Here is a 20,683-nt window from a genome sequence, read left to right as displayed (position 1 = left end):
ACGAATCGGGCAATAAAATTTCCTTCGCAGGCGCGTCATCGCGTCCGCGATGGCCTTCGTCAAACGGCGTTTTCGTTCCGCTCCCCGGTGCGGATGCGCAGCGCCGTTTCCACCGGAATCACGAAGATCTTGCCGTCGCCGATCCGCCCCGTCTGCGCGGCGGCGGCGATCGCCTCCACCACGCGCTCGGCCAGCGTGTCTTCCACGACGACCTCGAGCTTCACCTTGGGCAGGAAGTCGACGACATATTCGGCGCCGCGGTAGAGCTCGGTATGGCCCTTCTGGCGGCCGAAGCCCTTGGCTTCGGTGACGGTAATCCCGGAAACGCCCACCTCGTGCAGCGCTTCCTTCACTTCATCGAGCTTGAACGGCTTGATGATGGCTTCGATCTTTTTCACGTTTTCCCCCAGGCAGCGGGTGTCGAGCCGCGATCGGTGTGAGTCCAGGGTGTTTAGCAACCTGTATGCCAGAACGGGAAGGGTCAGCGTGGGGGCACGCGCCGAATGGATTTCGCCGCTTCCGTTTGCCTGAACTTTGGGCAGCACCTGCCCAATCCTGCGGCAGATCGGGCGGCACGGACCTCCGCGAGGAAGCAGTCGACGCCGTTCGACAGTGCTTCCGCGCCGCGGAGAAGCCCGGTCGCGAGGTCGGCGATAGCGACGGCATTGCGCGATGCGGCCGTGGCGGCCTCGCCGAGCTGTTCGATTTCCTGGCGCACCCCGCCCACTTGCGCGCCCACGCTCTTGGCCGCGCGGCCTACCTGGCCGGCGAGGGCCTTCACTTCCTGCGCCACGACGGTGAAGCCGCGACCGGCCGCACCCGCGCGGGCGGCCTCGATCGAGGCGTTGAGCGCGAGCAGGTTCACCTGGCCCGCGATATCGCCGATCACGCCGGTGACGGTGCCGACGGTTTGGGCGAAGGCGTCGAGCTCGGCGGTGCGCGCGCGATTGTCTTCCACCAGCCGCACCGCTTCGGCAGCGCAGGTGCGCGCTGTCGCGGTATCGCGGCGGATCGCGTCCGGCGTCGCGGCGAGCGCGTCGGACTCGGCAGCAATTGTCGCGAGATTGCCGTGGGTCTGGGCGATGGCGGCGGCGAGGGCGGTCGCCGCCGCGCTGTTGGCGGCGGCGCGATCGGCGGTGGCATCGGCACCGCTGCGCAGCGATGCGGCGAGACGGCGCAGCTCCGTCGTCAGCGCGCTCACCTGGCCCTCGATCCGTTCGCTCGCCGCCTCGATGCGGCGGGCGCGGGCGGGTTGAGCATTGGCGCCGTCGGTATCGTGAAACGGTAAACGCGCGCTTAGTGTTTGATGACAGGTTTACGACACATGACCATCAAATCTTCGCAACCATGATGCCAGATGTTGTTCGGGTGAGCGGCGTCGGTCCGCCGCGCCCGCGCAGCAGGGGAAGGCACCGATGCAGTCGCCGACGATGGACGCGCCTGCCGAATTGCGGCAGCGGATATCCGCCGCGGAGGGCGACGCGGCGGGGGAGGTTCAGGTGATCGCGCGGGGATCGCTGGTGCTGCTGGCCCATGCGCTGGCCGCCGTCGAACCGCCCGAGCGGCGGGCCTGCTGCTGGATCGAAACTGCGGGCGCTATCCTCGATTCGGACGGTGCGGCTGCGCTGCTGCGGCACTGGGAAACCGGCGTCCCCTTCGAGGACAGGGTTTAGGCTGCCCTAGCGCTACTTTCTGGACGTCGCGGCCTTCTGGTGGCAGAGGGCCGCCTTCATGTTTGCAGACCCTCGCCCCATGCGGCCGGCAGAGGGTCAGACCGTTACGAACGAGGACCCGCTTTTCATGACCGTCGATACGCGCGCGCCCGCGCTGCTCCCCGAGCATCCCGCCTTCGCCACCGCCAAGGTGCTGTGGGTGCGGCACTGGAACGAGCATCTGTTCAGCTTCGCGATCGAGCGGCCGGCCAGCTTCCGCTTCCGCTCGGGCGAGTTCGTGATGATCGGCCTGCAGGGCGAGAACGACAAGCCGCTGATGCGCGCCTATTCGGTCGCCAGCCCGTCCTGGGCGGAGGAGCTCGAATTCCTCTCGATCAAGGTGCAGGACGGGCCACTGACCTCGAAGCTGCAGAAGATCGTGGCCGGCGACGACATCTATCTCGGCAAGAAGCCGACCGGCACGCTGGTCGCCGATGCGCTGCTGCCGGGCAAGCGGCTGTTCCTGCTCTCCACCGGCACCGGTCTCGCGCCGTTCCTCAGCGTCGCGCGCGATCCGGACATCTATGAGCGGTTCGAACAGGTTGTCACCGTGCACAGCGTGCGCCGGGTGAGCGACCTTGCCTATCATGACGAACTGGCGGGCAAGCTGGCCGAGGATCCGCTGATCGGCGAGCAGGCGGCGGCGCAGTTCCATTACGTGCCGACCGTGACCCGCGAGCCGTTCCACACCAGCGAGCGGATCGGCGCGCTGATCGAGAACGGCAAGCTGTTCGAGGGCGTCCCCGGCGAGGCGGCGCTCAACCCGGAGACCGACCGGGTGATGCTGTGCGGATCGATGGACATGATCCGCGACTTCGCCGCGCTGCTGGAAGCCAAGGGCTTCAAGGAAGGCTCGAACAACGCGCCCGGCGACTTCGTGATCGAGCGCGCCTTCGTCGGCTGACCCTGTGCTCCCCCGGAGCGGTGCTCCGGGGGAGCGATGCCTCAGGCGGCGAGCGCCGTCGTCGCGCTCACCGCGCGGATATCCGCTGCCAGCTGGTCGACCCGTGCCGGATCGGCATCCCAGGCGAACATGAACCGCGCGCCGCCGCCGATGAAGGTGTAGAAGCGCCAGCCGCGGGCGCGCAGCCCTTCGAGCACCGCGTCGGGGGCACGGACGAAGACGCCGTTCGCCTCCACCGGGAACATCAGTTCGATACCCGGCAGTCCCTCGATCTGTCCGGCCAGCCGCTGCGCACAGGCATTGGCATGGGCGGCGTTGCGCAGCCAGGCACCGTTCTCCAGCATTCCCACCCAGGGCGCCGCCAGGAAGCGCATCTTCGAAGCCAACTGCCCGGCCTGCTTGCACCGGTAATCGAAATCCTGCGCCAGCGCGCGATCGAAGAACAGCACGGCTTCGCCCACCGCCATGCCGTTCTTGGTGCCGCCGAAGCAGAGCACGTCGACGCCGGCGCGCCAGGTGATGTCGGCAGGATCGCAGCCGAGCGTTGCCACCGCATGGGCGAAGCGGGCGCCGTCCATATGCAGCTTCAGGCCCAGCTCACGGCAAGTCGACGACAGCGCCTGGACCTCTTCGACGGTGTAGACCTGGCCGGTCTCGGTCGGCTGGGTGATCGTCACCACCCGCGGCTTGGGAAAGTGAATGTCGGAACGGCTGGTGGCGACGGCGCGGACCGCCGCCGGCGTCAGCTTGCCGTCCTCGCTCTGGGCGACGAGCAGCTTCGAGCCGTTGGAAAAGAATTCCGGCGCGCCGCATTCGTCGGTCTCGACATGCGCCGCCGCCGAGCAGATCACGCTGTGATAGGACTGGCAGAGCGCCGCCAGCGCCAGCGAGTTGGCCGCGGTGCCGTTGAAAGCGAAGAACACCTCGCAGTCGGTTTCGAACAGTGTGCGGAACGCGTTTGCGGCGCTGTTGGTCCAATGGTCGTCCCCATAGGCAGGGGCGTGGCCGTGATTGGCGGCCTCCATTGCTGCCCATGCATCGGGGCAGATTCCGGCATAGTTGTCGCTGGCGAATTGCTGGGCTTCGGTGGTCACGCTCTACTGCCTTCTTGCTGTTGCGCAAAAGGCGGGAGACGATCGGACATGTGGCGTGGACACCGTGTTGCCGGGTTCGGCCACATCCCTCCATTTCGATGGAGGCACCACCTTGCACGGGGCAGGTTGGTGCCGGGCGTCGGCCCGACTCTTGATGCTGGTTGGTGTACTAGCGGAAGTTGCGGGAGGGCGCAAGATTGTTGCGGACGCCCTCCCGCTCGACGGCGAGAGACTCAGGTAGTTTAGGGTCTCACGCGCACGGGTCGCTCAATAGGGCGGCTGGTGCAGGCCCTTCGGACTGGTCGTGAAGATCTCGCAGCCGGTCTCGGTGATGCCGATCGAATGTTCGAACTGCGCCGAGAGCGAGCGGTCGCGCGTCACCGCCGTCCAGCCGTCGTCGAGCAGCTTCACGTCCGGCCTGCCGATGTTGATCATCGGCTCGATCGTGAAGAACATGCCCGGACGCAGCTCCGGGCCGGTACCGGGCCGGCCGACATGCACCACCTCGGGCGCGTCGTGGAACACCTGGCCAAGGCCGTGCCCGCAGAAATCGCGCACCACGCCGTAGCGATGCTTCTCGGCATGGCGCTGGATGGCGTTGCTGATGTCGCCGAGATGGTTGCCGGGCTTGGCCTGCTCGATGCCGAGCATCAGGCATTCATAGGTCACGTCGACCAGGCGCCGCGCCTTGATCGGCACGTCGCCAACCAGATACATGCGGCTGGTATCCCCGTGCCAGCCGCCGAGCAGCGGGGTCACGTCGATGTTGACGATGTCGCCGTCCTTGAGTGGGCGATCGCCCGGAATGCCGTGGCAGACGACATGGTTGATCGAGATGCAGCAGCTATGGGTGTAGCCGCGATAGCCGAGCGTCGCGGGCACGCCGCCGCCGGCGATCGTCATCTGGCGGACGATGTCGTCCAGCTCCTGCGTCGTCACGCCGGGCACGACATGCGGCACCAGTGCATCGAGGATCTCGGCGGCGAGGCGGCCGGCCTTGCGCATGCCCTCGAATCCTTCCGGGCCATGGAGCTTGATCGCATGGCTGCGCGCCTGCGGCATGTCCGCGGTGACGTTCACATATTCGGTCATCCCGGCCATATAGGCATTTGCACCCCGCTTTGCGAGAGCGTAGCGCTACGGAATGCAAGAGCGGATCTGGACAGCGGCCCTGGTGGTGATCGGCGACGAAATCCTGTCGGGCCGAACCCAGGACAAGAATATCGCGCAGGTTGCCACCTGGCTGAACGCGCAGGGCATCCGCCTGGCCGAGGTGCGGGTAGTGCCGGACAAGCAGGACGCGATCGTCGAGGCGGTGAACGCGCTGCGGGCCCGCAACGACTATCTGTTCACCACCGGCGGCATCGGCCCCACGCATGACGACATCACCGTTGATGCGATCGCCGCGGCGCTCGCGGTGCCGGTAATCGTCCACCCAGCGGCCCGTGCGGCGCTGGACGCCTATTATGCCAGCAAGGGCGGGCTGACCGAGGCGCGGCTGCGGATGGCGCGGGTGCCCGAAGGGGCGGACCTGATCGTCAACCGCATGTCCGGCGCGCCGGGCATCCGCTGGGGCAACATCTTCATCCTGGCGGGCGTGCCCCACATCGCGGCGGGCATGCTCGATGCGCTGACCGGCACGCTGGAGGGCGGCCTGCCCGTGATCTCGCGCACGATCGGCTGCTGGGTGGCAGAGAGCGAAGTCGCCGACCTGCTCGGCGATACCGAAAGGGCCCAGGACGGCGTGTCGATCGGCAGCTACCCCTTCTTCCGCGAGGGGCGGGTGGGTGCGAACTTCGTCGTCCGCGCGACCGATCCCGCGCTGGTCGATCGCTGCGTGGCGGTGCTGGCCGAGGGGCTGGAAGCCCGTGGATTCGAGGCTGTAGACGGGGGGATCTGAAGGGCCGCCTCAACCGGCACTCTGCAATCCCCACACCGCCAAAGCCCGCCTTCAACGAAGCGGGGCTATACGCGACCGGCCAGAATCTCCCGCGCCCGCGCCGCATCCTGATCCATCTGCACGATCAGCGCGTCGAGGCTGTCGAACTTGGCCTCGGGGCGAAGATAGGCGATCAGCTCGACCTCCAGCCGCTGGCCGTACAGGTCGCCGCTGAAGTCGAAGAAGAAGCTCTCCAGCAGTTCCACCGGCGGATCGAAGCTGGGGCGGATGCCGAGATTGGCGACCCCATCGAGCACCCGCCCGTCGGGCAGGCGGCCGCGCACCGCGTAGATGCCATAGGCCGGCCGCAGATAGGTGCCGAGCCGCATGTTCGCCGTCGGATAGCCGAGCTGGCGGCCGAGCTTGGCGCCGCCTTCCACTTCGGCCGCGATCGCGAAGGGGCGGGTAAGCAGGGCGGTCGCGGTGCCCGGATCGCCCGCCTTCAGCGCCGCGCGGATCCGGCTGGAGGAGACGGTGCCGCCGTCCAGCGCCACCGGCGACACGGTCTCCGCGGTGAAGCTGAGTTCGGTGCCGAGCGCCGCGAGCGTCGCGACATCCCCCTCGCGGCCCTTGCCGAAGGTGAAGTCCTCGCCGGTTACCACGCCCGCTGCGCCGATCGTGTCGGTCAGCTGTTCGGCGAACTGGCGCGCGGTCAGCCGGGCGAGGGTGGCATCGAAATGAAAGACCAGCATCGCCACCGCGCCGGCCTGGCCGAACAGCCGCTCGCGTTGGTCGAGCGTGGTCAGCCGGAAGGGCGGGGCGTCGGGCTGGAAGAAGCGACGCGGGTGCGGATCGAAGGTGGCGACGATCGCCGGGCGCCCTTCGTCACGGGCGCGTGCCACCGCACGGCCGACCACCGCCTGGTGCCCAAGATGGAAGCCATCGAAATTCCCGAGCGCGACGATCGCGCCCCGGAGGGGAAGCGGAACCGCCGAGCCGCCGTCCAGCCGCTGCATGGGGCGGCTATAAGGACTGGGCGGGGCGATGCCAATGGGGAGGAGGGCGGAAACGGGCTTAGCCCCTCCTCCTTGGAGGAGGGGTTTGGGGGTGGAGGGGTTCCAGAACGTCCGTTGGTCTCGGTGAGACGCAGCCCCACCTCAACCCGTCCCCTGATGGGGACGGGCTTAGGTTTTACCCCTGCTCCAACCCCGCTCGCAGCACGCGCAGCACATTGCCGCCCATCACCTTGGCGATGTCCGCCTCGGAGAAACCGCGATCGACCAGCGCTTGCGTCACCACCACCAGTTGCGAGGCATCGAAGCCGGTCGTCACCGCGCCGTCGAAGTCGGAGCCGAGCCCGACATGGTCGATGCCGACCAGATCGCGGACATGCGCGATCGCCGCAGCGGTGGCGGCAGGACTCGTCGAGCAGATCGCCCCGTCCCAATAGCCGATGCCGATCACGCCGCCGGTCCGGGCGATGCCGCGGATCTCGTCGTCGGTAAGGTTGCGGTTGACCTTGCACGTCGCCTGCACCCCGCTATGGCTGGCGACGACGGGCCGGCGGGCCACGGCAAGAATGTCGGCGACCGCGCGGTGGCTGGCATGGGCCACGTCTGCCACCATGCCCAGTGCCTCCATCCGCCGCAGCACCTGCCGGCCAAAGGGCGTGAGGCCGCCCTTGGCGAGCCCGTGCATCGATCCGGCGGCATCATTGTCGAAGAAATGCGCGAAACCCGCCATGCGAAATCCCGCTGCGTGGAGCCGATCGAGATTGGCGAGATCGCCCTCCAGGCCCTGCAGCCCCTCGATGGAGAGCATGCCGCCGACCACCTTTCGGCCGCCCATGCGATCGGCGAGCAGCCGGTCGAGCTCGTCCGGGGTGCGGATTACCCGCAGGCGGTCGCCCGACCCGGCGGCTGCTCGCGCCAGCTTCTCGGCATGCCAGAGCGAGCGCTGGAGCAGCGAGCCCCAGGTGCGGGGCGGCTGCGCCTGGGCGATGGCGAGCAGGGTGATGTTGTCGCTGTCGGCGCCGTTCGCATCGTAATTCCGGTGGCGCGGGGTCTTGGTGACCGAGGAGAAGATCTGCAGCGCGACGTTGCCGGCCTCCAGTCGCGGCAGGTCGACCTGCCCGCGCGCCGAGCGATCGAGCAGGCTGCGGCGCCACAGCAGCGTATCCGCATGCATGTCGGCGATCTGGAGACTGGCGTGCAGCACGCGCGTCGCCGGGGTGACCTGGGGGAGCGGCGCGGGGACGACGCGGTTCATCCCCGCTTCCACCAGACCCGGCGCGATCCCGAAAAAGCCGATCGCGGCGAGGAGAAGCACCACGCCCAGCCCGATCAGGATCGGACGCCTCACCCCCGGCGCTCGAGTGTCACGAAGGCATAGGCCGGGCGTTCACCCTCGGCAGGGTACGCCTCGCGGGCCGTCTCGCGCCAGCGGGCCGGATCGAAAGCGGGCACGCTGGCGTCGCCTTCGGCATCGAGATGCACCTCGGTCAGCTCGATGCGGGTGGCACGATCGAGGAACAGTGCGAAGATCTCGGCCCCGCCGATCACCGCGGCATCCTCGCCGGCCAGTGCCAGGGCTTCCTCGACGCTGTGCGCGATTTCGGCGCCCGAGGCGGACCAAGCGGTGTCGCGGGTCAGCACGATGTGGCGGCGGCCGAGCAGGGGGGCGGGGAAGGACTCGAAGGTCTTGCGGCCCATGATCATCGGGCGGCCCATCGTCTGCGCCTTGAACCGCTTGAGATCGGCCGGCAGCCGCCAGGGCAGCTGCCCGTCACGGCCGATCACGCCGTTGTCGGCGCGGGCGAGGTGGAAGCTGATCATACCGAGACGGGCGCCTTGATATGCGGCTGGGCGACATAATCGTGGATTGCGAAATCCTCGTACTCGTAGGCGTCGATCGACGGCGCCTTGCGCAGGATCTCCAGCCGGGGCAGCGGGCCGGGCGTGCGGGACAGCTGTTCCTGCGCCTGCTCCAGATGGTTGAGATAGAGGTGGCAGTCGCCGCCGGTCCAGATGAAGTCGCCCACCTCCAGCCCGGCCTGCTCGGCGAGCAGATGGGTGAGCAGCGCATAGCTGGCGATGTTGAACGGCACGCCGAGGAAGATATCGGCCGAGCGCTGGTAGAGCTGCAGGCTCAGCCGGCCACCCGCGACATGGCACTGGAACAGGCAGTGGCACGGCGCCAGCGCCATCGCGCCGAGTTCGCCCGGGTTCCAGGCGGAGACGACCATGCGGCGCGAGGCGGGGTTGGTCTTGAGCGTTTCGATCAGCTCGGCGATCTGGTCGATATGCCGGCCGTCCGCCGTCTCCCAGTCGCGCCACTGCTTGCCGTAGACGGGGCCGAGATCGCCGTTCTCGTCGGCCCATTCGTCCCAGATGCTGACCTTGCGCTCTTGGAGCCAGCGGACATTGGTGTCGCCGCGCAGGAACCAGAGCAGCTCGATCAGGATCGAGCGGAGGTGCAGCTTCTTGGTGGTGAGCAGCGGGAAGCCTGCGCGCAGGTCGAAGCGCATCTGCGCGCCGAACACGCTGCGCGTGCCGGTGCCGGTGCGGTCCATTACCTCGACGCCGTCGTTCAGCGCGCGGGCCATCAGATCAAGATATTGACGCATGGCAGCGAACCTAGCGGGGCGGGGGAGCCGAGTCACCCGGCTTCGCTCCGGAATGAACCTCCGGATCGGATAGAGTCGTGCTTCGAGCCGGAACGCTGCGATGGCACTCTGGCGCCATGCTGATGACGGATCCCCTGCCACGCATCTGCGATTTCGCCGCCGCCCGGGCCCTGTTCGCGCAGATGGCGGAGGCATGGACCGAAACGGCGGGCTTCGCCTATCTCGCCGGCGACGGCCGGCTGCTCGGCATGCGCCACGTGCACAGCGTGTGCGCCGATGCGATCGATGTGCCCGTGCGGCAGATCGTCGCCGATGCGCTGGCCTTCGATGCCGCGGGCATGGTCATGGCGCACAATCACCCGAGCGGCGACCCCCGGCCCAGCCGCGCCGACCGCGCCACCACCCGCCGCCTGCTCCACGCGCTGGAGCCGGTGGACGTGCGGCTGGTCGACCACCTCATCCTCGCGCGCGGCGGAGCCGTGAGCTTCCGCGCCCTGGGCTGGCTGTAGCGGTCGCCGAGGCGATGCGCGTCGCCGCCGTCCCGCGGTTACCGCGCTAGTGCGGTCAACAGGCTGCGATAATAGGTGATCGACGGGGCGATCTCGCTCACCGGGGTGCGCTCGTTGAGGCCGTGCGAGAAATCGTCGCTGTCCTTCATGAACTTGGGGCTCACCGCATAGCTGGGCACTCCCTTGGCACGGAACCACATCGAATCGCTCGCGCCCGAGGTCATTGCGGGCACCACCGTCACGCCGGGAAAGCGGGCGTGGACGGCGTCGGTCACGGCTTTCATCACGTCGGGGCGGAGCGGCGAGGCGGGACTGGCGATGCTGCCGCTGTCCAGCGTGCGGACCTGCACCGCCGGCTCGCCGGCCGCCTGCTCCAGCGTCTTGCGCACGTCCTCCACCGGGGTGCCGGGGAAGATGCGGCAGTTGACGTTGGCGGTGGCGCGCTGGGGCAGAGCGTTGGTCGCGTGCCCGCCGGAGATCATCGTCGCGACGCAGGTGGTGCCGGTCTGGCCGACCAGGCCGGGCTCGGCGCGCAGGGCGGCGAGCGCCTCGGCATCGGTCTGGTCGGCGAGAAAGCGGCGGATCATCGCGGCGCGTGCAGGCTCCGCGCGGGCAGCGGCGGCGGTCCAGCTGGCCCGGGTGATCTCATTGACCTGGCCCGGAAAGACGTGCGCCTCGATCTTCGCCAGCGCATGGGCGAGCGTGTAGATCGCATTGTCCTTGCGCGGGGCGGAGGAATGGCCGCCGGGATTGGTGACGGTCAGTTCGTAATCGGCATAGGTCTTCTCGGCGCCGTCGATACCGTACAGCACCGGCTTGCCCGCTTCGTCCAGCCGCCCGCCGCCGCCATCGATGTTGAGCAGCAACTCGGCATCGGCGAAGCGCTCGGCCTGGGCGGCGCCGGTGCGCATCATCGTCTCCTCGTCGCCGGAGAGGAGCAGGACGATATCGCGGCCGGGCTTGAAGCCGGTGCGCTTGAGGTCGATCAGCGTCGCGACCATGGTCGACAGGTCGTACTTCATGTCGGTGGCGCCGCGGCCATAGACATAGCCGTTCTCGACAACCGCGGTGAACGGATCGCGCGTCCAGTCGGCGGGCTTGGCCTCCACCACGTCCATATGACCGGAGATCAGCAGCGGCTTGGCGCCCCCCTTCGCCGTGCCGGTGCCGCGATAGCGGGCGACGAGGTAGGCGGTGTCGTCCATCGGCACGATCTCGACATCGCCCTCGGCGAAGCCGCCTGCGACCAGCACTTGCTTCAGATAGGCGGCATAGGCCGGGGTCTGGTTGCCGGGCCCGGCGACGGTACGGAAGGCGATGCCGCGCTTCAGCAGGTCCAGCGCCTGCGCCTCGGCCTCGGGATGGCCCTGTGCCATGGCGGCAGGAGAGAACGCGGCGGCTGCGAACACAGCGGCAGTGGCGAGAAGACGGAAGCGCATGCAATTCCCCGGAAAGATCGAGCGGCCACGCTAAAGGCCGGGCGGGCGGCGTCAATCGCACGGGAAAGCCGCGCAGCTCGCGCGCCGACGCTCCGGTCAAAGCCGCTGCGCAACCGTCGCCTGCAGATGGGAGACGAAGGCGCGCACCCGGGCAGGCGGATCGGGCGCGTGGACGGCGAACACGCCGACCTCCTCGGATCCGGTATAGTCGGGCAGCACCCGCCGCAGCGCGCCCTGCGCCAGCACCTGGGCGACATCCCAAAGCGAGCGCAGCGCGATGCCGCAGCCGCCAATGGCGAGTTCGCGCACCACTTCGCTGGAATTGGTGCGCACGAAGCTCTGTCCGGTTTGGACGACCGGGCCTTCCGGACCCTGCAGCTGCCAGGGGAGCTGCCGGTCGGTGGCGAGCAGCCGGTGCCGGGCCAGATCGGCGAGCGTCTGCGGCTCCCCCGCAACGTCGAGATAGGTGGGGGCAGCACACAGTAGCCGCCGGCTGGTCCCCAGCCGATGGCCGACCAGCCCGGGGCCGATCTCCCCGGAGATACGGATCGCCAGATCGTGCCGGCCGTCAAGCAGGTCGACGAACTCGTCCGACAGGTCGATCGCCAGCGACACCTCGGCATGGGCCGCGAGGAAGGCGGGCAGGGTGGGCACGACGTGCATCCGGCCGAACGAGGTCGGCGCGGTCACGCGCAGCGGCCCCCGGACCAGACTGTGGCGCCCCGCGATCCGGCTCTCCGCCGCGGCGAGCACGCTCCGCATCGGTGCCAGCGTGTCGAGCAGTTCCTGTCCTGCCGGGGTCAGCATCAGCCGGCGGGTGGTCCGCTGAAGCAGTCTCGCCCCCAGCCGCTGCTCCAGCCGTGCCAGCCGCTTCGAAAGCGCCGGCGTCGACATCCCCCGCCGCCGCGCCGCCGCCGAGATCGAACGGGCGTCGAGGATGTCCAGGAACAGGTCATAGTCCGGGTCGAACATTGGTAACCTGAAGGAAAAGGTGCTGTGAATTCTTTCCTTCTACCGCGGGTCGAGCGTGCGCGCTAGAGTGCCAACCGGAACGACATCAAGGATGCGTGGCATGATCGAGTATCGCGAAAGAGCAGGGCTGCGCGTCGCGGCCGCACTGGCGGACTTTGTCGAGGGCCAGGTGCTGCCTGGCACCGGCATCGCTGCGGACGACTTCTGGCAGGGGGCGGCGGCGCTGTTCGAGCGCTTCGTGCCGCGCAACCGCGCGCTGCTGGCAACGCGGGACGCGCTCCAGGCAGCGATCGACGGCTGGCACCAGGCACGCGCCGGGCAGCCGCACGATGCGGAGGCCGATGCCGGCTTCCTCCGCGAGAACGGATATCTGGCGCCTGAGCCCGCGCCGTTCCGCATCGCGCCGGAGCGGGTCGATCCGGAACTGGCGACGGTCGCGGGACCCCAGCTGGTCGTGCCGGTGCTCAACGCCCGCTTCCTGCTCAACGCCGCCAATGCCCGCTGGGGCAGCCTGTACGATGCGCTCTACGGCACCGACGCGCTGCCCGGTGCGCCGGCAGGCGGCTATGATCCCGCGCGCGGCGCGCAGGTGATCGCCTGGGCGCGGACGTTTCTCGATCAGGCCGTGCCGCTTGCCGCAGGCCGCTGGGCCGAGTGGGACGGCACTGCGCCTCCGCCCCTGGCCGATCCGGCGCAGTTCGTCGGTCGGGCGGGGGACAATCTCCTGTTCGTCCGCCACGGCCTGCACATCGAGGTGGTGATGGATCACGATCACCCGATCGGCCGCACCGATCGCGCGGGCATCGCGGACGTCGTTCTCGAATCCGCACTCTCGACGATCTGCGACTTCGAGGATTCGGTCGCGGCGGTCGATGCGGAGGACAAGGTGCTCGCCTATGCCAATTGGCTGGGGCTGATGCGCGGCGACCTCGAGGAGACGTTCGACAAGGGCGGGCGGACGGTCACCCGCCGCCTTGCCGCGGACCGCGCCTATGTCGCGCCCGACGGAACCCCCTTCACGCTGCCCGGCCGTTCGCTGCTGCTGGTCCGCAATGTCGGGCACCTGATGACGACGCCGGCGGTGCTGCTGCCGGACGGCTGCGAGGCGCCCGAGGGCATCCTCGACGGCATCGTCTCGACCGCGATCGCGCTGCACGACCTGCGCGGCGTGGGGCCCCTGCGCAACAGCCGCACCGGATCGATCTATATCGTCAAGCCGAAGATGCACGGGCCGGAGGAGGCCACCTTCGCCAACGATCTGTTCGACGCGATCGAGGACCTGCTCGGCCTCGCCCGCCACACGGTGAAGATCGGGGTGATGGACGAGGAACGCCGCACCAGCGCCAATCTGGCCGCCTGCATCGCGGCGGTGAAGGACCGCATCGTCTTCATCAACACCGGCTTCCTCGATCGTACCGGGGACGAGATCCACACCGGCATGCAGGCCGGCGCGATGCTGCGCAAGGGAGAGATGAAGGCGAGCGCCTGGATCCAGGCCTATGAGAATCGCAACGTCCAGATCGGGCTGGCCTGCGGCTTTGCCGGGAAGGCGCAGATCGGCAAGGGCATGTGGGCGATGCCCGATCGCATGGCGGACATGCTCGCCCAGAAGATCGGCCATCCGCTATCGGGTGCGACGACGGCCTGGGTGCCGTCTCCCACCGCGGCGACGCTGCACGCGACCCATTATCATCAGGTCGACGTCGCTGCGCGGCAGGCAGCGCGCGCCGCGGAGCCGGTAGCACCGCTGTCCGCGCTGCTCACCCTGCCGCTCGCCGAGGGGCGGAACTGGTCCGAGGCCGAGGTCCGCGACGAGATCGAGAACAACGCCCAGGGCATTCTCGGCTACGTCGTGCGCTGGATCGACCAGGGGGTCGGCTGCTCCAAGGTGCCCGATATCCACGATATCGGCCTGATGGAGGATCGCGCGACGCTGCGTATCTCCAGCCAGCACTTGGCCAACTGGCTGCTCCACGGGGTGGTGACGCCGGACCACGTCGACGCGGCGCTGCTGCGGATGGCGGCAAAGGTCGACGCGCAGAATGCCGGCGACCCGCACTATCGCCCGATGGCAAGCGACCCGGCGGCCAGCCTCGCCTTCCAGGCGGCACGGGCGCTGGTGTTCGACGGTGTCGCGCAGCCTAACGGCTATACCGAACCGCTGCTTCACGCTTTCCGGGCGCGGTTCAAGGCGGGGTGAGAACGGGCGATCGGGTCAGCGGGCGCGCGTGTCCCTGCATGGCACCGCGGGTGCAGCTGGTCGCCTGAAGCAGATCGAGAGGGGAAAGGGGTCAGGCGGAGGTTGGAGCGGGTGAAGGGAATCGAACCCTCGTCGTAAGCTTGGGAAGCTTCTGCTCTACCATTGAGCTACACCCGCATCCTGCGTCGCGGATTGGCGAGTGCCACATCTGCGGGCGGGTCGTCAACGGCGATGGCGCTGGCGCCGGCGGTGCGCGCGCGAATTCCCGTACGTCATGGGTGATTGACCACAGGGCCCGCGCGCGAGACAGTCCTCCGTGCGAACTTGCCGGAGCGGGCACGCCGGCGGGAGCGTTCGCGGCGCCGGATGCCCACCGATACCGGGGGGCGGCGCAGCGGGAGGGGGCATATGACGGAAGACGTCACCAGGATCGGGCTCCTCTTCGTCCACGGGATCGGCGAGCAGAAGCCGTTCGAGCATCTGCGCACGAGCGTCGCCGAACTCGCCGAGCTGATGGCGCGCGGGTCGGCGGAGTCGGTGATCTCGTGCGCGGTCGAGGATCGTGCCAGCGCGCATGTGCTCCCGCCCGGCACGCCCACCGCCGCCGGCGAGGCGCCGATCACGCTACGGGTGCGGGTGGCGGCGCGCGCACCCGGCGGCGGTGCCGCGCGGCCGACGCGCCACTACGTCTTCGCGTGCCACGAGGTATATTGGGGCGATCTCGGCGCCCGCAGCGGCCTCGCCGACACGCTGACCTTCTGGTTGTGGGGGCTCGGCCAATGGTGCGCGCCGATCTACCGTGATCTCGATGCGGCCCGGATGCGAAAGGCGAAGACCGACCGCACCGGCGACCACACCACCCGGCCGGTGTCCGATCTGGCACGGCTGCCCAAATCGGTCGCGGGGGAGTTCTGGATCGAGTTCGGCGTCCGGCTCAAGCTCTGGCTCTCGGGCGTCGCCGCGCTGTTCACGTTGCTGACCTGGTCGCTGCTCAAGCGGGTGGCGGCGAAACTCCTGCAATCGGCGCCGTCGCCCAGCCTGCTGGTCCAGTATGTCGGCGACGTCCGTACCTATGAGGAGCGCGCCCGGCCGGGGGATTCGACGCTCAGCGACCCCGGCTTCCCCCGTCGGGTGGCGATCCGGCGGCGGATGGTGTCCCAGATGGTGGCGATGGGGGCGCGTACCGACCTGAAGGAATGGTATGTCTTCGCCCACAGCCTGGGATCGGTGGTTGCCTATAACGGGCTGACCGAGATCGGCCATGCGCTCCCCAACTATCTGAGCGCGGCGCAATGGGCGGGGCTGCCCCTTGCGCTCAAGCGCGATTCGGAATGCCTGCGGCGAGACGGGGAGGAGCATCTGATGATGCCCGCCCGGCCCGACTGGCTGGTGCCGGAAGACGTGATCGATCGGCGAGCCCTGTTCGCCGGGCTGCGCGGTTTCGTCACCTATGGCAGCCCGCTGAACAAGTTCGCCGCGCTCTGGCCGCGCATCGTGGCGACGGCGAAGGACCGCAAGGTGCCGGACGTTTTCACCCGCTGTCGCTGGATCAACCTGCAGGCGCCGCTGGACCCGGTCGCCGGCACGCTGGACCGGTTCGGTGCGCGGCAGATGGGTACCGGACAGGCGCCCGAGATACCGCCCTTCGCGGGCTATGTGCCGGCGTGCGAGAGCCATCGCACGCCGATCCTGCAATGGTTCCTGCTCGCGCATCTCCGCTATTTCCGGAACGCCGAGCCCTATGCGAAGGGCGTCGGCATCCGTCAGCGGATGCAACTGGCGCAATGGCTGGTCGGCGAGAATCCCGAGGCGCGGATCGAGTCGATCGACAAACCGGTCTGGCTCGGGCGGCTGGTGGCGATCGGCACCGCGCTGTTGCTGACGCTGGTGCTGGGGGTGGTGACCGCCGGGGTCGTCGCGTTCGCGGGCGGGCTCGGGCGCCGTGTGCTATCCGCGGGGGGCGAGGTGCAGCCGCCGAGCTGGTCGTCCTTCATCAGGGCGTTCTGTGATAGCTGGCCGCCGCTGCTCGCCATCGTGTTCGGCGTCATCCTTGCGGCGGGGCTGATCCGCTGGGCGACCGGCAGCTGGTTCGATGCACGCATGGCCGTCGAGCAGAAGGCGGCCAACCGGTCGAAGAAACGTCGTCCACAGGTGGGCACGCCGCCCTGCATGAAGATCGACGGCTCTTGGGAGCCCGTGGTCCGGCTGCAACGCCGGCAGTGCCGGGCATCGATCGTCATGCTGGTGCTTGCCGGAGCGGCAATGGCGGCCTGGGCAGGCTTCGCCTTTCGGATCGGCGGCGTGGCGTGGCCGGGCTTCCGGGCAGGCGACGGGGCCGCCTCGCCGTTTCACACGCTGCTGCTGATCGAACTGGCGCTGCTGCTGCTTGCGATCGCCGCACAGGCGGCGGTGAACTGCACGCTGCCGCCGGTACGCCCAAAAGGCGGGGGCGGCGGGGCGGGCGATCCGGGTTCGAAGACCTGATCGGCACCCGTCAAGCCGCACTTCTCCCGGTTGGCGGTTCATCACCAGCGCGATAGACGCCGCGTCCAGGTGACCTGGATCCATTGCTTTGCTATGGACTATGGTAATGGATCCAATAGATGCGGGGAGAGTGGGCTTGGAGCGGTTTGATGTCCTGATCGTCGGCAGCGGCCATGGCGGGGCGCAGTGCGCGATTGCGCTGCGGCAGGTGGGGTTTGCGGGCACGCTGGCGGTGATCGGCGAGGATCCCGAGATCCCCTATGAGCGGCCGCCGCTCTCCAAGGACTATCTCAAGGGCGAAAAGACCTTCGAGCGCATCCTCATCCGCGCGCCCAACTTCTGGGAAGAGCGCCAGGTGACGATGCTGTGCGGCCGTCGCATCGTCGCGGTCGACGCCGATGCCAAGACCGTTACCGATGCCGCGGGCGCGCAGATCGGCTATGGCGCGCTTGTCTGGTCCGGCGGGGGCAGCGCGCGGCGGCTGGCATGCAGCGGGCATGACCTGGCCGGCGTCCATGCCATCCGCACCAAGCGCGATGTCGATCAGTTGCTCACGGAACTGCCCGCCACCCGCGACATCGTCGTGATCGGCGGCGGCTACATCGGGCTGGAGGCGGCGGCGGCGCTGATCAAGCAGGACAAGCGGGTGGTGGTGCTGGAGGCGATGGACCGGGTGCTCGCCCGGGTCGCCGGCGAGCCGCTGTCGCGCTTCTACGAGGCCGAGCACCGCGCCCACGGCGTGGAGATCCGCACCGGCGCCATGGTCGACTGCCTTGAGGAGCGGGACGGCCGCGTCTGCGGCGTGCGGCTCGCGAGCGGGGAGGTCTTGCCGGCAGACATGGTGATCGTCGGCATCGGCATCGTCCCCGAAGTGGCGCCGCTGATCGAGGCGGGCGCTGCCGGGAGCAACGGCGTGCGGGTGGATGCGCAGTGCCGCACCAGCCTGCCGGACGTGTACGCGATCGGCGACTGCGCGCTGCATGGGAACGCCTATGCCGACAATGCCGAGATCCGGCTTGAATCGGTGCAGAACGCCAACGACCAGGCGAATGTCGTCGCCAAGGTGCTGACCGGGCAGGACGCGCACTACGACGCCGTGCCCTGGTTCTGGTCCAACCAATATGACCTCAAGCTGCAGACCGTCGGCCTCTCGATCGGCCATGACGCGGTGGTGCTGCGCGGCGATCCTGCGGCCCGCGCCTTTTCGGTCGTCTATCTGAAGCAGGGCCGGGTGATCGCGCTCGACTGCGTCAATGCGATGCGGGACTATGTGCAGGGCAAGCGGCTGGTGGCCGAGCGGATGGTCGTGGACCCCGCCACGCTCGCCGATCCGGCGGTGGTGCTAAAAGAGCTTTGAGTTGCACGCACGGCCCAGGCCGGGCATCCCTTTTCCCAACCACAAGGAGAAACAGGGATGTCCGACGCGCCGGTGCTGTTTGCGATGGAAGGCAATATCGCCGTGGTGCGGCTCAACCGCCCCGATCGCCTCAACGCGCTCACGCCCGACATGCTCGATCTGCTGGCCTCGACGCTACGGCAGGCGGCCGAGGAGGGGGCCCGGGCCGTGCTGCTCACCGGCGAGGGACGAGCCTTCTGTGCCGGGGCGGACCTGACTGCCAGCGTCGGCATGCGCGATTCGGGCGCGGCGCTCCGGCAGCACTATAACCCCGTGATCGCTACCATGGCCGACCTGCCGATTCCCATCGTGAGCGCGGTGAACGGCGCGGCGGCGGGTGCGGGGGCCTCGATCGCGCTGGCCGCCGACATCGTGGTAATGGCGCAATCCGCCTATCTGCTCCTTGCCTTCGCCAATATCGGGCTGGTGCCCGATGCGGGCGCGACCTGGCTGATCGGCAAGGCCGCAGGCCGTGCGCGGCTGCTGGAGATGGCGCTGCTCGGCGAGCGCATGCCCGCCGAGGAAGCGCTGGAGGCAGGGCTGGTAACGCGCGTGGTGGAAGATGGCGGGCTGTGGCAGGTCGCCCATGGCCTTGCCGCAAAGCTGGCTGCCATGCCCACCGTGGCGCTGGGGCTGATCCGCAAGCAGGTGGGCGTGGCGTTGTCGGGCACCTTGGCCGAGACGCTGGAACTGGAGGCCGAGCACCAGAGCATCGCCTCCAAGACCGAGGATTGCGCCGAGGCGGTGGCTGCCTTCCTCGCCAAGCGGGAGCCGCACTTCAAGGGACGCTAGGCCTCCACGCGACGAAATCGATGCTCGGGCGTTCCGACCTGCATGCAGACGCTCTGGTTCATCACCAACCCGAATTCCGGCACCACCTCCGAGGCGAAATGCGACGCCCTGGAGGCCGTGTTCGGCGAACGCGGGCTGACGCTTGCCGGCCGCACGCGCTTCCCTGCCGATCCCCTGCCGACCCCCGCCGCGCTCGACGCGGCCGGCGTGGACACGGTGGTGCTGTTCGCCGGCGACGGCACGATCAATGCGGCGCTGCGCGCGCTGGCCGCGTGGCGGGGCGCGTTCCTGATCCTGCCCGGCGGCACGATGAACCTGCTCGCCAAGGCGCTGCACGACGAGACGGACCCTCACAAGATCATCCACGCCGCCCATGGCTGCGACCGGCGGGTGGCGCTGCCCTATATCGTCGCGGGGGAGCATCGCGCCTTTGTCGGCCTGATCCTCGGGCCGGCGGCCAGCTGGTTCCGGGCGCGCGAGGTGGTGCGCAAGGGCCGCTTCGGGCGGCTGCGCGCGGCGGTACGCGGTGCCTGGCGCAGCACCTTCCACCGCCGCGGGGTGGCGGTCACCGGCGCGCGCGGGCTCGGCGACCGCTATCAGGCGGTATTCGTCAGCCCCGCGCCGGATGGGCTGGAGGTCACGGCGGTCGACGCGCGGGACTGGGGATCGATCGCGCAGCTCGGCTGGGAGTGGATCACCGGCGACTGGCTCGCCGCGCGGGCGGTCACCGAAAGCCGCACCGAGGCGCTGCAGGTGGCGGAGCGCAAGCCCGTGCTGGCGCTGTTCGACGGCGAGCCCGCGACGCTGGATCCCGGCACCCCGATCCGCGCCGGGCGCAGCCTGGAGACGTTCATCGCCACCCGCGCCGAGGGGCCCGCCGCATGACCCGCTTCTTCCATGTCAGCGACGTCCATTTCGGCCGCGAGGATCGCGAGGCGGTCGACTGGTTCAACGCCCGCGTGCGCGACGAGCGGCCCGATGCCGTGATCATGACCGGCGATCTCACCATGCGCGCCCGCGCCAGAGAGTTCGCCGCCGCCGCCGAATGGCTGGAGAGCCTGGCGGTGCCGGTGACGGTGGAGGTGGGCAACCACGACCTGCCCTATTTCAATCCGTTCGCAAGGCTGGCCATGCCGTACAAGCGCTACCGCGCGCTGGAGCGGATGATCGAACGCCCGCTCGACATTCGCGGCGTGTCGATCGTGCCGCTCAAGACCACCGCGCGCTTCCAGCTGCGCACCAATTGGTCGAAGGGCCATGTCAGCCGGCATGCGCTGCAGAAGTCGCTGGCGCTGGCCGAATCGGTGCCGAAAGGCGGCCTGGTATTCGTCGCCGCGCACCATCCGCTGATCGAGGCGGGCACGCGCGCCACCTCGCGTACGCGGGGCGGACGGCGGGCGCTGGAGGCACTCACGCTCGCCGGTGCGCATGCGGTGCTGAGCGGCCATGTCCATGATCCCTTCGACATCGAGCACCAAGTGGGGGACCGCGCGGTGCGACTGATCGGCGCGGGCACCCTTTCCGAGCGCACCCGAGACCAGCCGCCGTCGTTCAACGAGATCACCGTGGAGGGCATCACGTTCCAAACCCGTGCGCGCTTTCTGGGCGAGCCGAGTGTGGCGCTCTAGCAGGGCGCCCCGGTTTCGCTTGACGGCGATCGGACAGTGACAGATATTT

20 protein-coding genes, 1 tRNA gene and 1 riboswitch are annotated in these 20,683 nt (G+C 69.0%); of the genes, 10 read left to right on the top strand and 11 right to left on the bottom strand.

All coding sequences use genetic code 11. The features are described 5' to 3' along the window. Positions 1-59 precede the first annotated feature (59 nt). Both KK7_RS0108735 and KK7_RS20405 read right to left on the bottom strand, forming a co-directional pair. Positions 60-398 carry a P-II family nitrogen regulator gene (locus KK7_RS0108735; protein WP_010544265.1) on the bottom strand — a complete coding sequence of 113 codons (339 nt, stop codon included), beginning with the start codon at positions 396-398 and terminating at the stop codon, positions 60-62. 83 nt (positions 399-481) lie between these two features. After that, positions 482-1,201, bottom strand: a complete 720-nt coding sequence (locus KK7_RS20405) for a methyl-accepting chemotaxis protein (protein WP_010544264.1) — start codon at positions 1,199-1,201, stop codon at positions 482-484. Between the two features lie 214 nt (positions 1,202-1,415). Between KK7_RS20405 and KK7_RS0108725 the strand changes: the two genes are divergently transcribed. Both KK7_RS0108725 and KK7_RS0108720 read left to right on the top strand, forming a co-directional pair. Further along, entirely contained in the window at positions 1,416-1,673 is a 258-nt protein-coding gene (locus tag KK7_RS0108725; protein WP_010544263.1) for a hypothetical protein, read from the top strand. A gap of 127 nt (positions 1,674-1,800) precedes the next feature. Next, positions 1,801-2,616, top strand: coding sequence for a ferredoxin--NADP reductase (locus KK7_RS0108720; protein ID WP_029623111.1), 816 nt, complete (start codon positions 1,801-1,803; stop codon positions 2,614-2,616). A 41-nt stretch (positions 2,617-2,657) separates the two neighbouring features. On the opposite strand, the gene KK7_RS0108715 is transcribed toward KK7_RS0108720, so the two are convergent. Both KK7_RS0108715 and map read right to left on the bottom strand, forming a co-directional pair. Further along, positions 2,658-3,710, bottom strand: a complete 1,053-nt coding sequence (locus KK7_RS0108715; protein WP_010544261.1) for a threonine aldolase family protein — start codon at positions 3,708-3,710, stop codon at positions 2,658-2,660. A 53-nt stretch (positions 3,711-3,763) separates the two neighbouring features. Then, a riboswitch (SAM-I-IV-variant riboswitch) is annotated at positions 3,764-3,873 on the bottom strand. A gap of 104 nt (positions 3,874-3,977) precedes the next feature. After that, complete coding sequence (gene map / locus KK7_RS0108710) at positions 3,978-4,802, bottom strand: type I methionyl aminopeptidase (RefSeq protein WP_010544260.1); 825 nt, start codon at positions 4,800-4,802, stop codon at positions 3,978-3,980. A 52-nt stretch (positions 4,803-4,854) separates the two neighbouring features. Here map and KK7_RS0108705 point away from each other — a divergent pair, with 52 nt between their 5' ends. Further along, positions 4,855-5,610 (top strand): competence/damage-inducible protein A, encoded by a 756-nt coding sequence (locus KK7_RS0108705; RefSeq protein ID WP_010544259.1) that lies wholly within the window; start codon positions 4,855-4,857, stop codon positions 5,608-5,610. 65 nt (positions 5,611-5,675) lie between these two features. Here KK7_RS0108705 and KK7_RS0108700 read toward each other — a convergent pair whose 3' ends face one another. The 4 genes from KK7_RS0108700 to KK7_RS0108685 form a co-directional block, all read right to left on the bottom strand. Beyond that, complete coding sequence (locus KK7_RS0108700; RefSeq protein WP_010544258.1) at positions 5,676-6,605, bottom strand: bifunctional riboflavin kinase/FAD synthetase; 930 nt, start codon at positions 6,603-6,605, stop codon at positions 5,676-5,678. A 175-nt stretch (positions 6,606-6,780) separates the two neighbouring features. After that, positions 6,781-7,950 carry a dipeptidase gene (locus tag KK7_RS0108695; protein ID WP_010544257.1) on the bottom strand — a complete coding sequence of 390 codons (1,170 nt, stop codon included), beginning with the start codon at positions 7,948-7,950 and terminating at the stop codon, positions 6,781-6,783. Then, positions 7,947-8,423 carry a dihydrofolate reductase gene (locus tag KK7_RS0108690; RefSeq protein ID WP_010544256.1) on the bottom strand — a complete coding sequence of 159 codons (477 nt, stop codon included), beginning with the start codon at positions 8,421-8,423 and terminating at the stop codon, positions 7,947-7,949. The genes KK7_RS0108695 and KK7_RS0108690 overlap by 4 nt, the downstream gene beginning before the upstream one ends. Next, the gene (locus KK7_RS0108685) at positions 8,420-9,214 is read right to left on the bottom strand and encodes a thymidylate synthase (protein ID WP_010544255.1); all 795 of its coding nucleotides are present in this window, start codon (positions 9,212-9,214) and stop codon (positions 8,420-8,422) included. Before KK7_RS0108685 ends, KK7_RS0108690 begins: the two co-directional genes overlap by 4 nt. A gap of 122 nt (positions 9,215-9,336) precedes the next feature. Here KK7_RS0108685 and KK7_RS0108680 point away from each other — a divergent pair, with 122 nt between their 5' ends. Further along, on the top strand, positions 9,337-9,723 hold the full coding sequence (locus KK7_RS0108680; RefSeq protein ID WP_237709170.1) for a JAB domain-containing protein: 387 nt from the start codon (positions 9,337-9,339) through the stop codon (positions 9,721-9,723). Positions 9,724-9,761: 38 nt separating this feature from the next. Here the strand turns inward: KK7_RS0108680 and KK7_RS0108675 are convergent, their stop codons facing one another. Together KK7_RS0108675 and KK7_RS20400 are read right to left on the bottom strand one after the other, a co-directional pair. Continuing rightward, positions 9,762-11,162 carry a M20/M25/M40 family metallo-hydrolase gene (locus KK7_RS0108675; protein WP_010544253.1) on the bottom strand — a complete coding sequence of 467 codons (1,401 nt, stop codon included), beginning with the start codon at positions 11,160-11,162 and terminating at the stop codon, positions 9,762-9,764. A 96-nt stretch (positions 11,163-11,258) separates the two neighbouring features. After that, entirely contained in the window at positions 11,259-12,134 is an 876-nt protein-coding gene (locus KK7_RS20400; RefSeq protein WP_010544252.1) for a LysR family transcriptional regulator, read from the bottom strand. A 100-nt stretch (positions 12,135-12,234) separates the two neighbouring features. Here KK7_RS20400 and KK7_RS0108665 point away from each other — a divergent pair, with 100 nt between their 5' ends. After that, positions 12,235-14,334: a malate synthase G gene (locus tag KK7_RS0108665; RefSeq protein ID WP_010544251.1), complete on the top strand. Its 2,100-nt coding sequence runs from the start codon at positions 12,235-12,237 to the stop codon at positions 14,332-14,334. A gap of 103 nt (positions 14,335-14,437) precedes the next feature. On the opposite strand, the gene KK7_RS0108660 is transcribed toward KK7_RS0108665, so the two are convergent. Then, positions 14,438-14,511 (bottom strand) — tRNA-Gly (locus KK7_RS0108660). Between the two features lie 231 nt (positions 14,512-14,742). Here KK7_RS0108660 and KK7_RS0108655 point away from each other — a divergent pair. From KK7_RS0108655 to KK7_RS0108635, 5 genes are all read left to right on the top strand, one after another. Next, positions 14,743-16,818, top strand: a complete 2,076-nt coding sequence (locus KK7_RS0108655; protein ID WP_010544250.1) for a hypothetical protein — start codon at positions 14,743-14,745, stop codon at positions 16,816-16,818. A gap of 136 nt (positions 16,819-16,954) precedes the next feature. Further along, complete coding sequence (locus tag KK7_RS0108650; RefSeq protein WP_010544249.1) at positions 16,955-18,175, top strand: NAD(P)/FAD-dependent oxidoreductase; 1,221 nt, start codon at positions 16,955-16,957, stop codon at positions 18,173-18,175. Positions 18,176-18,232: 57 nt separating this feature from the next. Continuing rightward, the gene (locus KK7_RS0108645) at positions 18,233-19,006 is read left to right on the top strand and encodes an enoyl-CoA hydratase-related protein (protein WP_010544248.1); all 774 of its coding nucleotides are present in this window, start codon (positions 18,233-18,235) and stop codon (positions 19,004-19,006) included. Positions 19,007-19,048: 42 nt separating this feature from the next. Beyond that, positions 19,049-19,891, top strand: a complete 843-nt coding sequence (locus KK7_RS0108640; RefSeq protein ID WP_010544247.1) for a diacylglycerol/lipid kinase family protein — start codon at positions 19,049-19,051, stop codon at positions 19,889-19,891. Continuing rightward, a complete protein-coding gene (locus KK7_RS0108635; protein WP_010544246.1) occupies positions 19,888-20,634 on the top strand; it encodes a metallophosphoesterase family protein in 747 nt (248 codons plus the stop codon). Before KK7_RS0108640 ends, KK7_RS0108635 begins: the two co-directional genes overlap by 4 nt. The last annotated feature ends 49 nt before the right edge of the window (positions 20,635-20,683 follow it).

The organism is Sphingomonas elodea ATCC 31461 (assembly GCF_000226955.1).
Classification (GTDB): Bacteria; Pseudomonadota; Alphaproteobacteria; order Sphingomonadales; family Sphingomonadaceae; genus Sphingomonas; species Sphingomonas elodea.
This window is presented reverse-complemented; position numbering and strand designations above follow the sequence as displayed.

Excerpts from the sequence above, each read along its gene's own strand:
- KK7_RS0108635 (WP_010544246.1), top strand. The coding sequence starts at position 19,888 with ATGACCCGCTTCTTCCATGTCAGCGACGTCCATTTCGGCCGCGAGGAT.
- KK7_RS0108725 (WP_010544263.1), top strand. The coding sequence starts at position 1,416 with ATGCAGTCGCCGACGATGGACGCGCCTGCCGAATTGCGGCAGCGGATA.
- KK7_RS0108720 (WP_029623111.1), top strand. The coding sequence starts at position 1,801 with ATGACCGTCGATACGCGCGCGCCCGCGCTGCTCCCCGAGCATCCCGCC.
- map (WP_010544260.1), bottom strand. The coding sequence starts at position 4,802 with ATGACCGAATATGTGAACGTCACCGCGGACATGCCGCAGGCGCGCAGC.
- KK7_RS0108680 (WP_237709170.1), top strand. The coding sequence starts at position 9,337 with ATGACGGATCCCCTGCCACGCATCTGCGATTTCGCCGCCGCCCGGGCC.
- KK7_RS0108690 (WP_010544256.1), bottom strand. The coding sequence starts at position 8,423 with ATGATCAGCTTCCACCTCGCCCGCGCCGACAACGGCGTGATCGGCCGT.
- KK7_RS0108640 (WP_010544247.1), top strand. The coding sequence starts at position 19,049 with ATGCAGACGCTCTGGTTCATCACCAACCCGAATTCCGGCACCACCTCC.
- KK7_RS0108705 (WP_010544259.1), top strand. The coding sequence starts at position 4,855 with ATGCAAGAGCGGATCTGGACAGCGGCCCTGGTGGTGATCGGCGACGAA.
- KK7_RS0108675 (WP_010544253.1), bottom strand. The coding sequence starts at position 11,162 with ATGCGCTTCCGTCTTCTCGCCACTGCCGCTGTGTTCGCAGCCGCCGCG.
- KK7_RS0108700 (WP_010544258.1), bottom strand. The coding sequence starts at position 6,605 with ATGCAGCGGCTGGACGGCGGCTCGGCGGTTCCGCTTCCCCTCCGGGGC.
- KK7_RS0108685 (WP_010544255.1), bottom strand. The coding sequence starts at position 9,214 with ATGCGTCAATATCTTGATCTGATGGCCCGCGCGCTGAACGACGGCGTC.
- KK7_RS20400 (WP_010544252.1), bottom strand. The coding sequence starts at position 12,134 with ATGTTCGACCCGGACTATGACCTGTTCCTGGACATCCTCGACGCCCGT.
- KK7_RS0108655 (WP_010544250.1), top strand. The coding sequence starts at position 14,743 with ATGACGGAAGACGTCACCAGGATCGGGCTCCTCTTCGTCCACGGGATC.
- KK7_RS0108645 (WP_010544248.1), top strand. The coding sequence starts at position 18,233 with ATGTCCGACGCGCCGGTGCTGTTTGCGATGGAAGGCAATATCGCCGTG.
- KK7_RS0108665 (WP_010544251.1), top strand. The coding sequence starts at position 12,235 with ATGATCGAGTATCGCGAAAGAGCAGGGCTGCGCGTCGCGGCCGCACTG.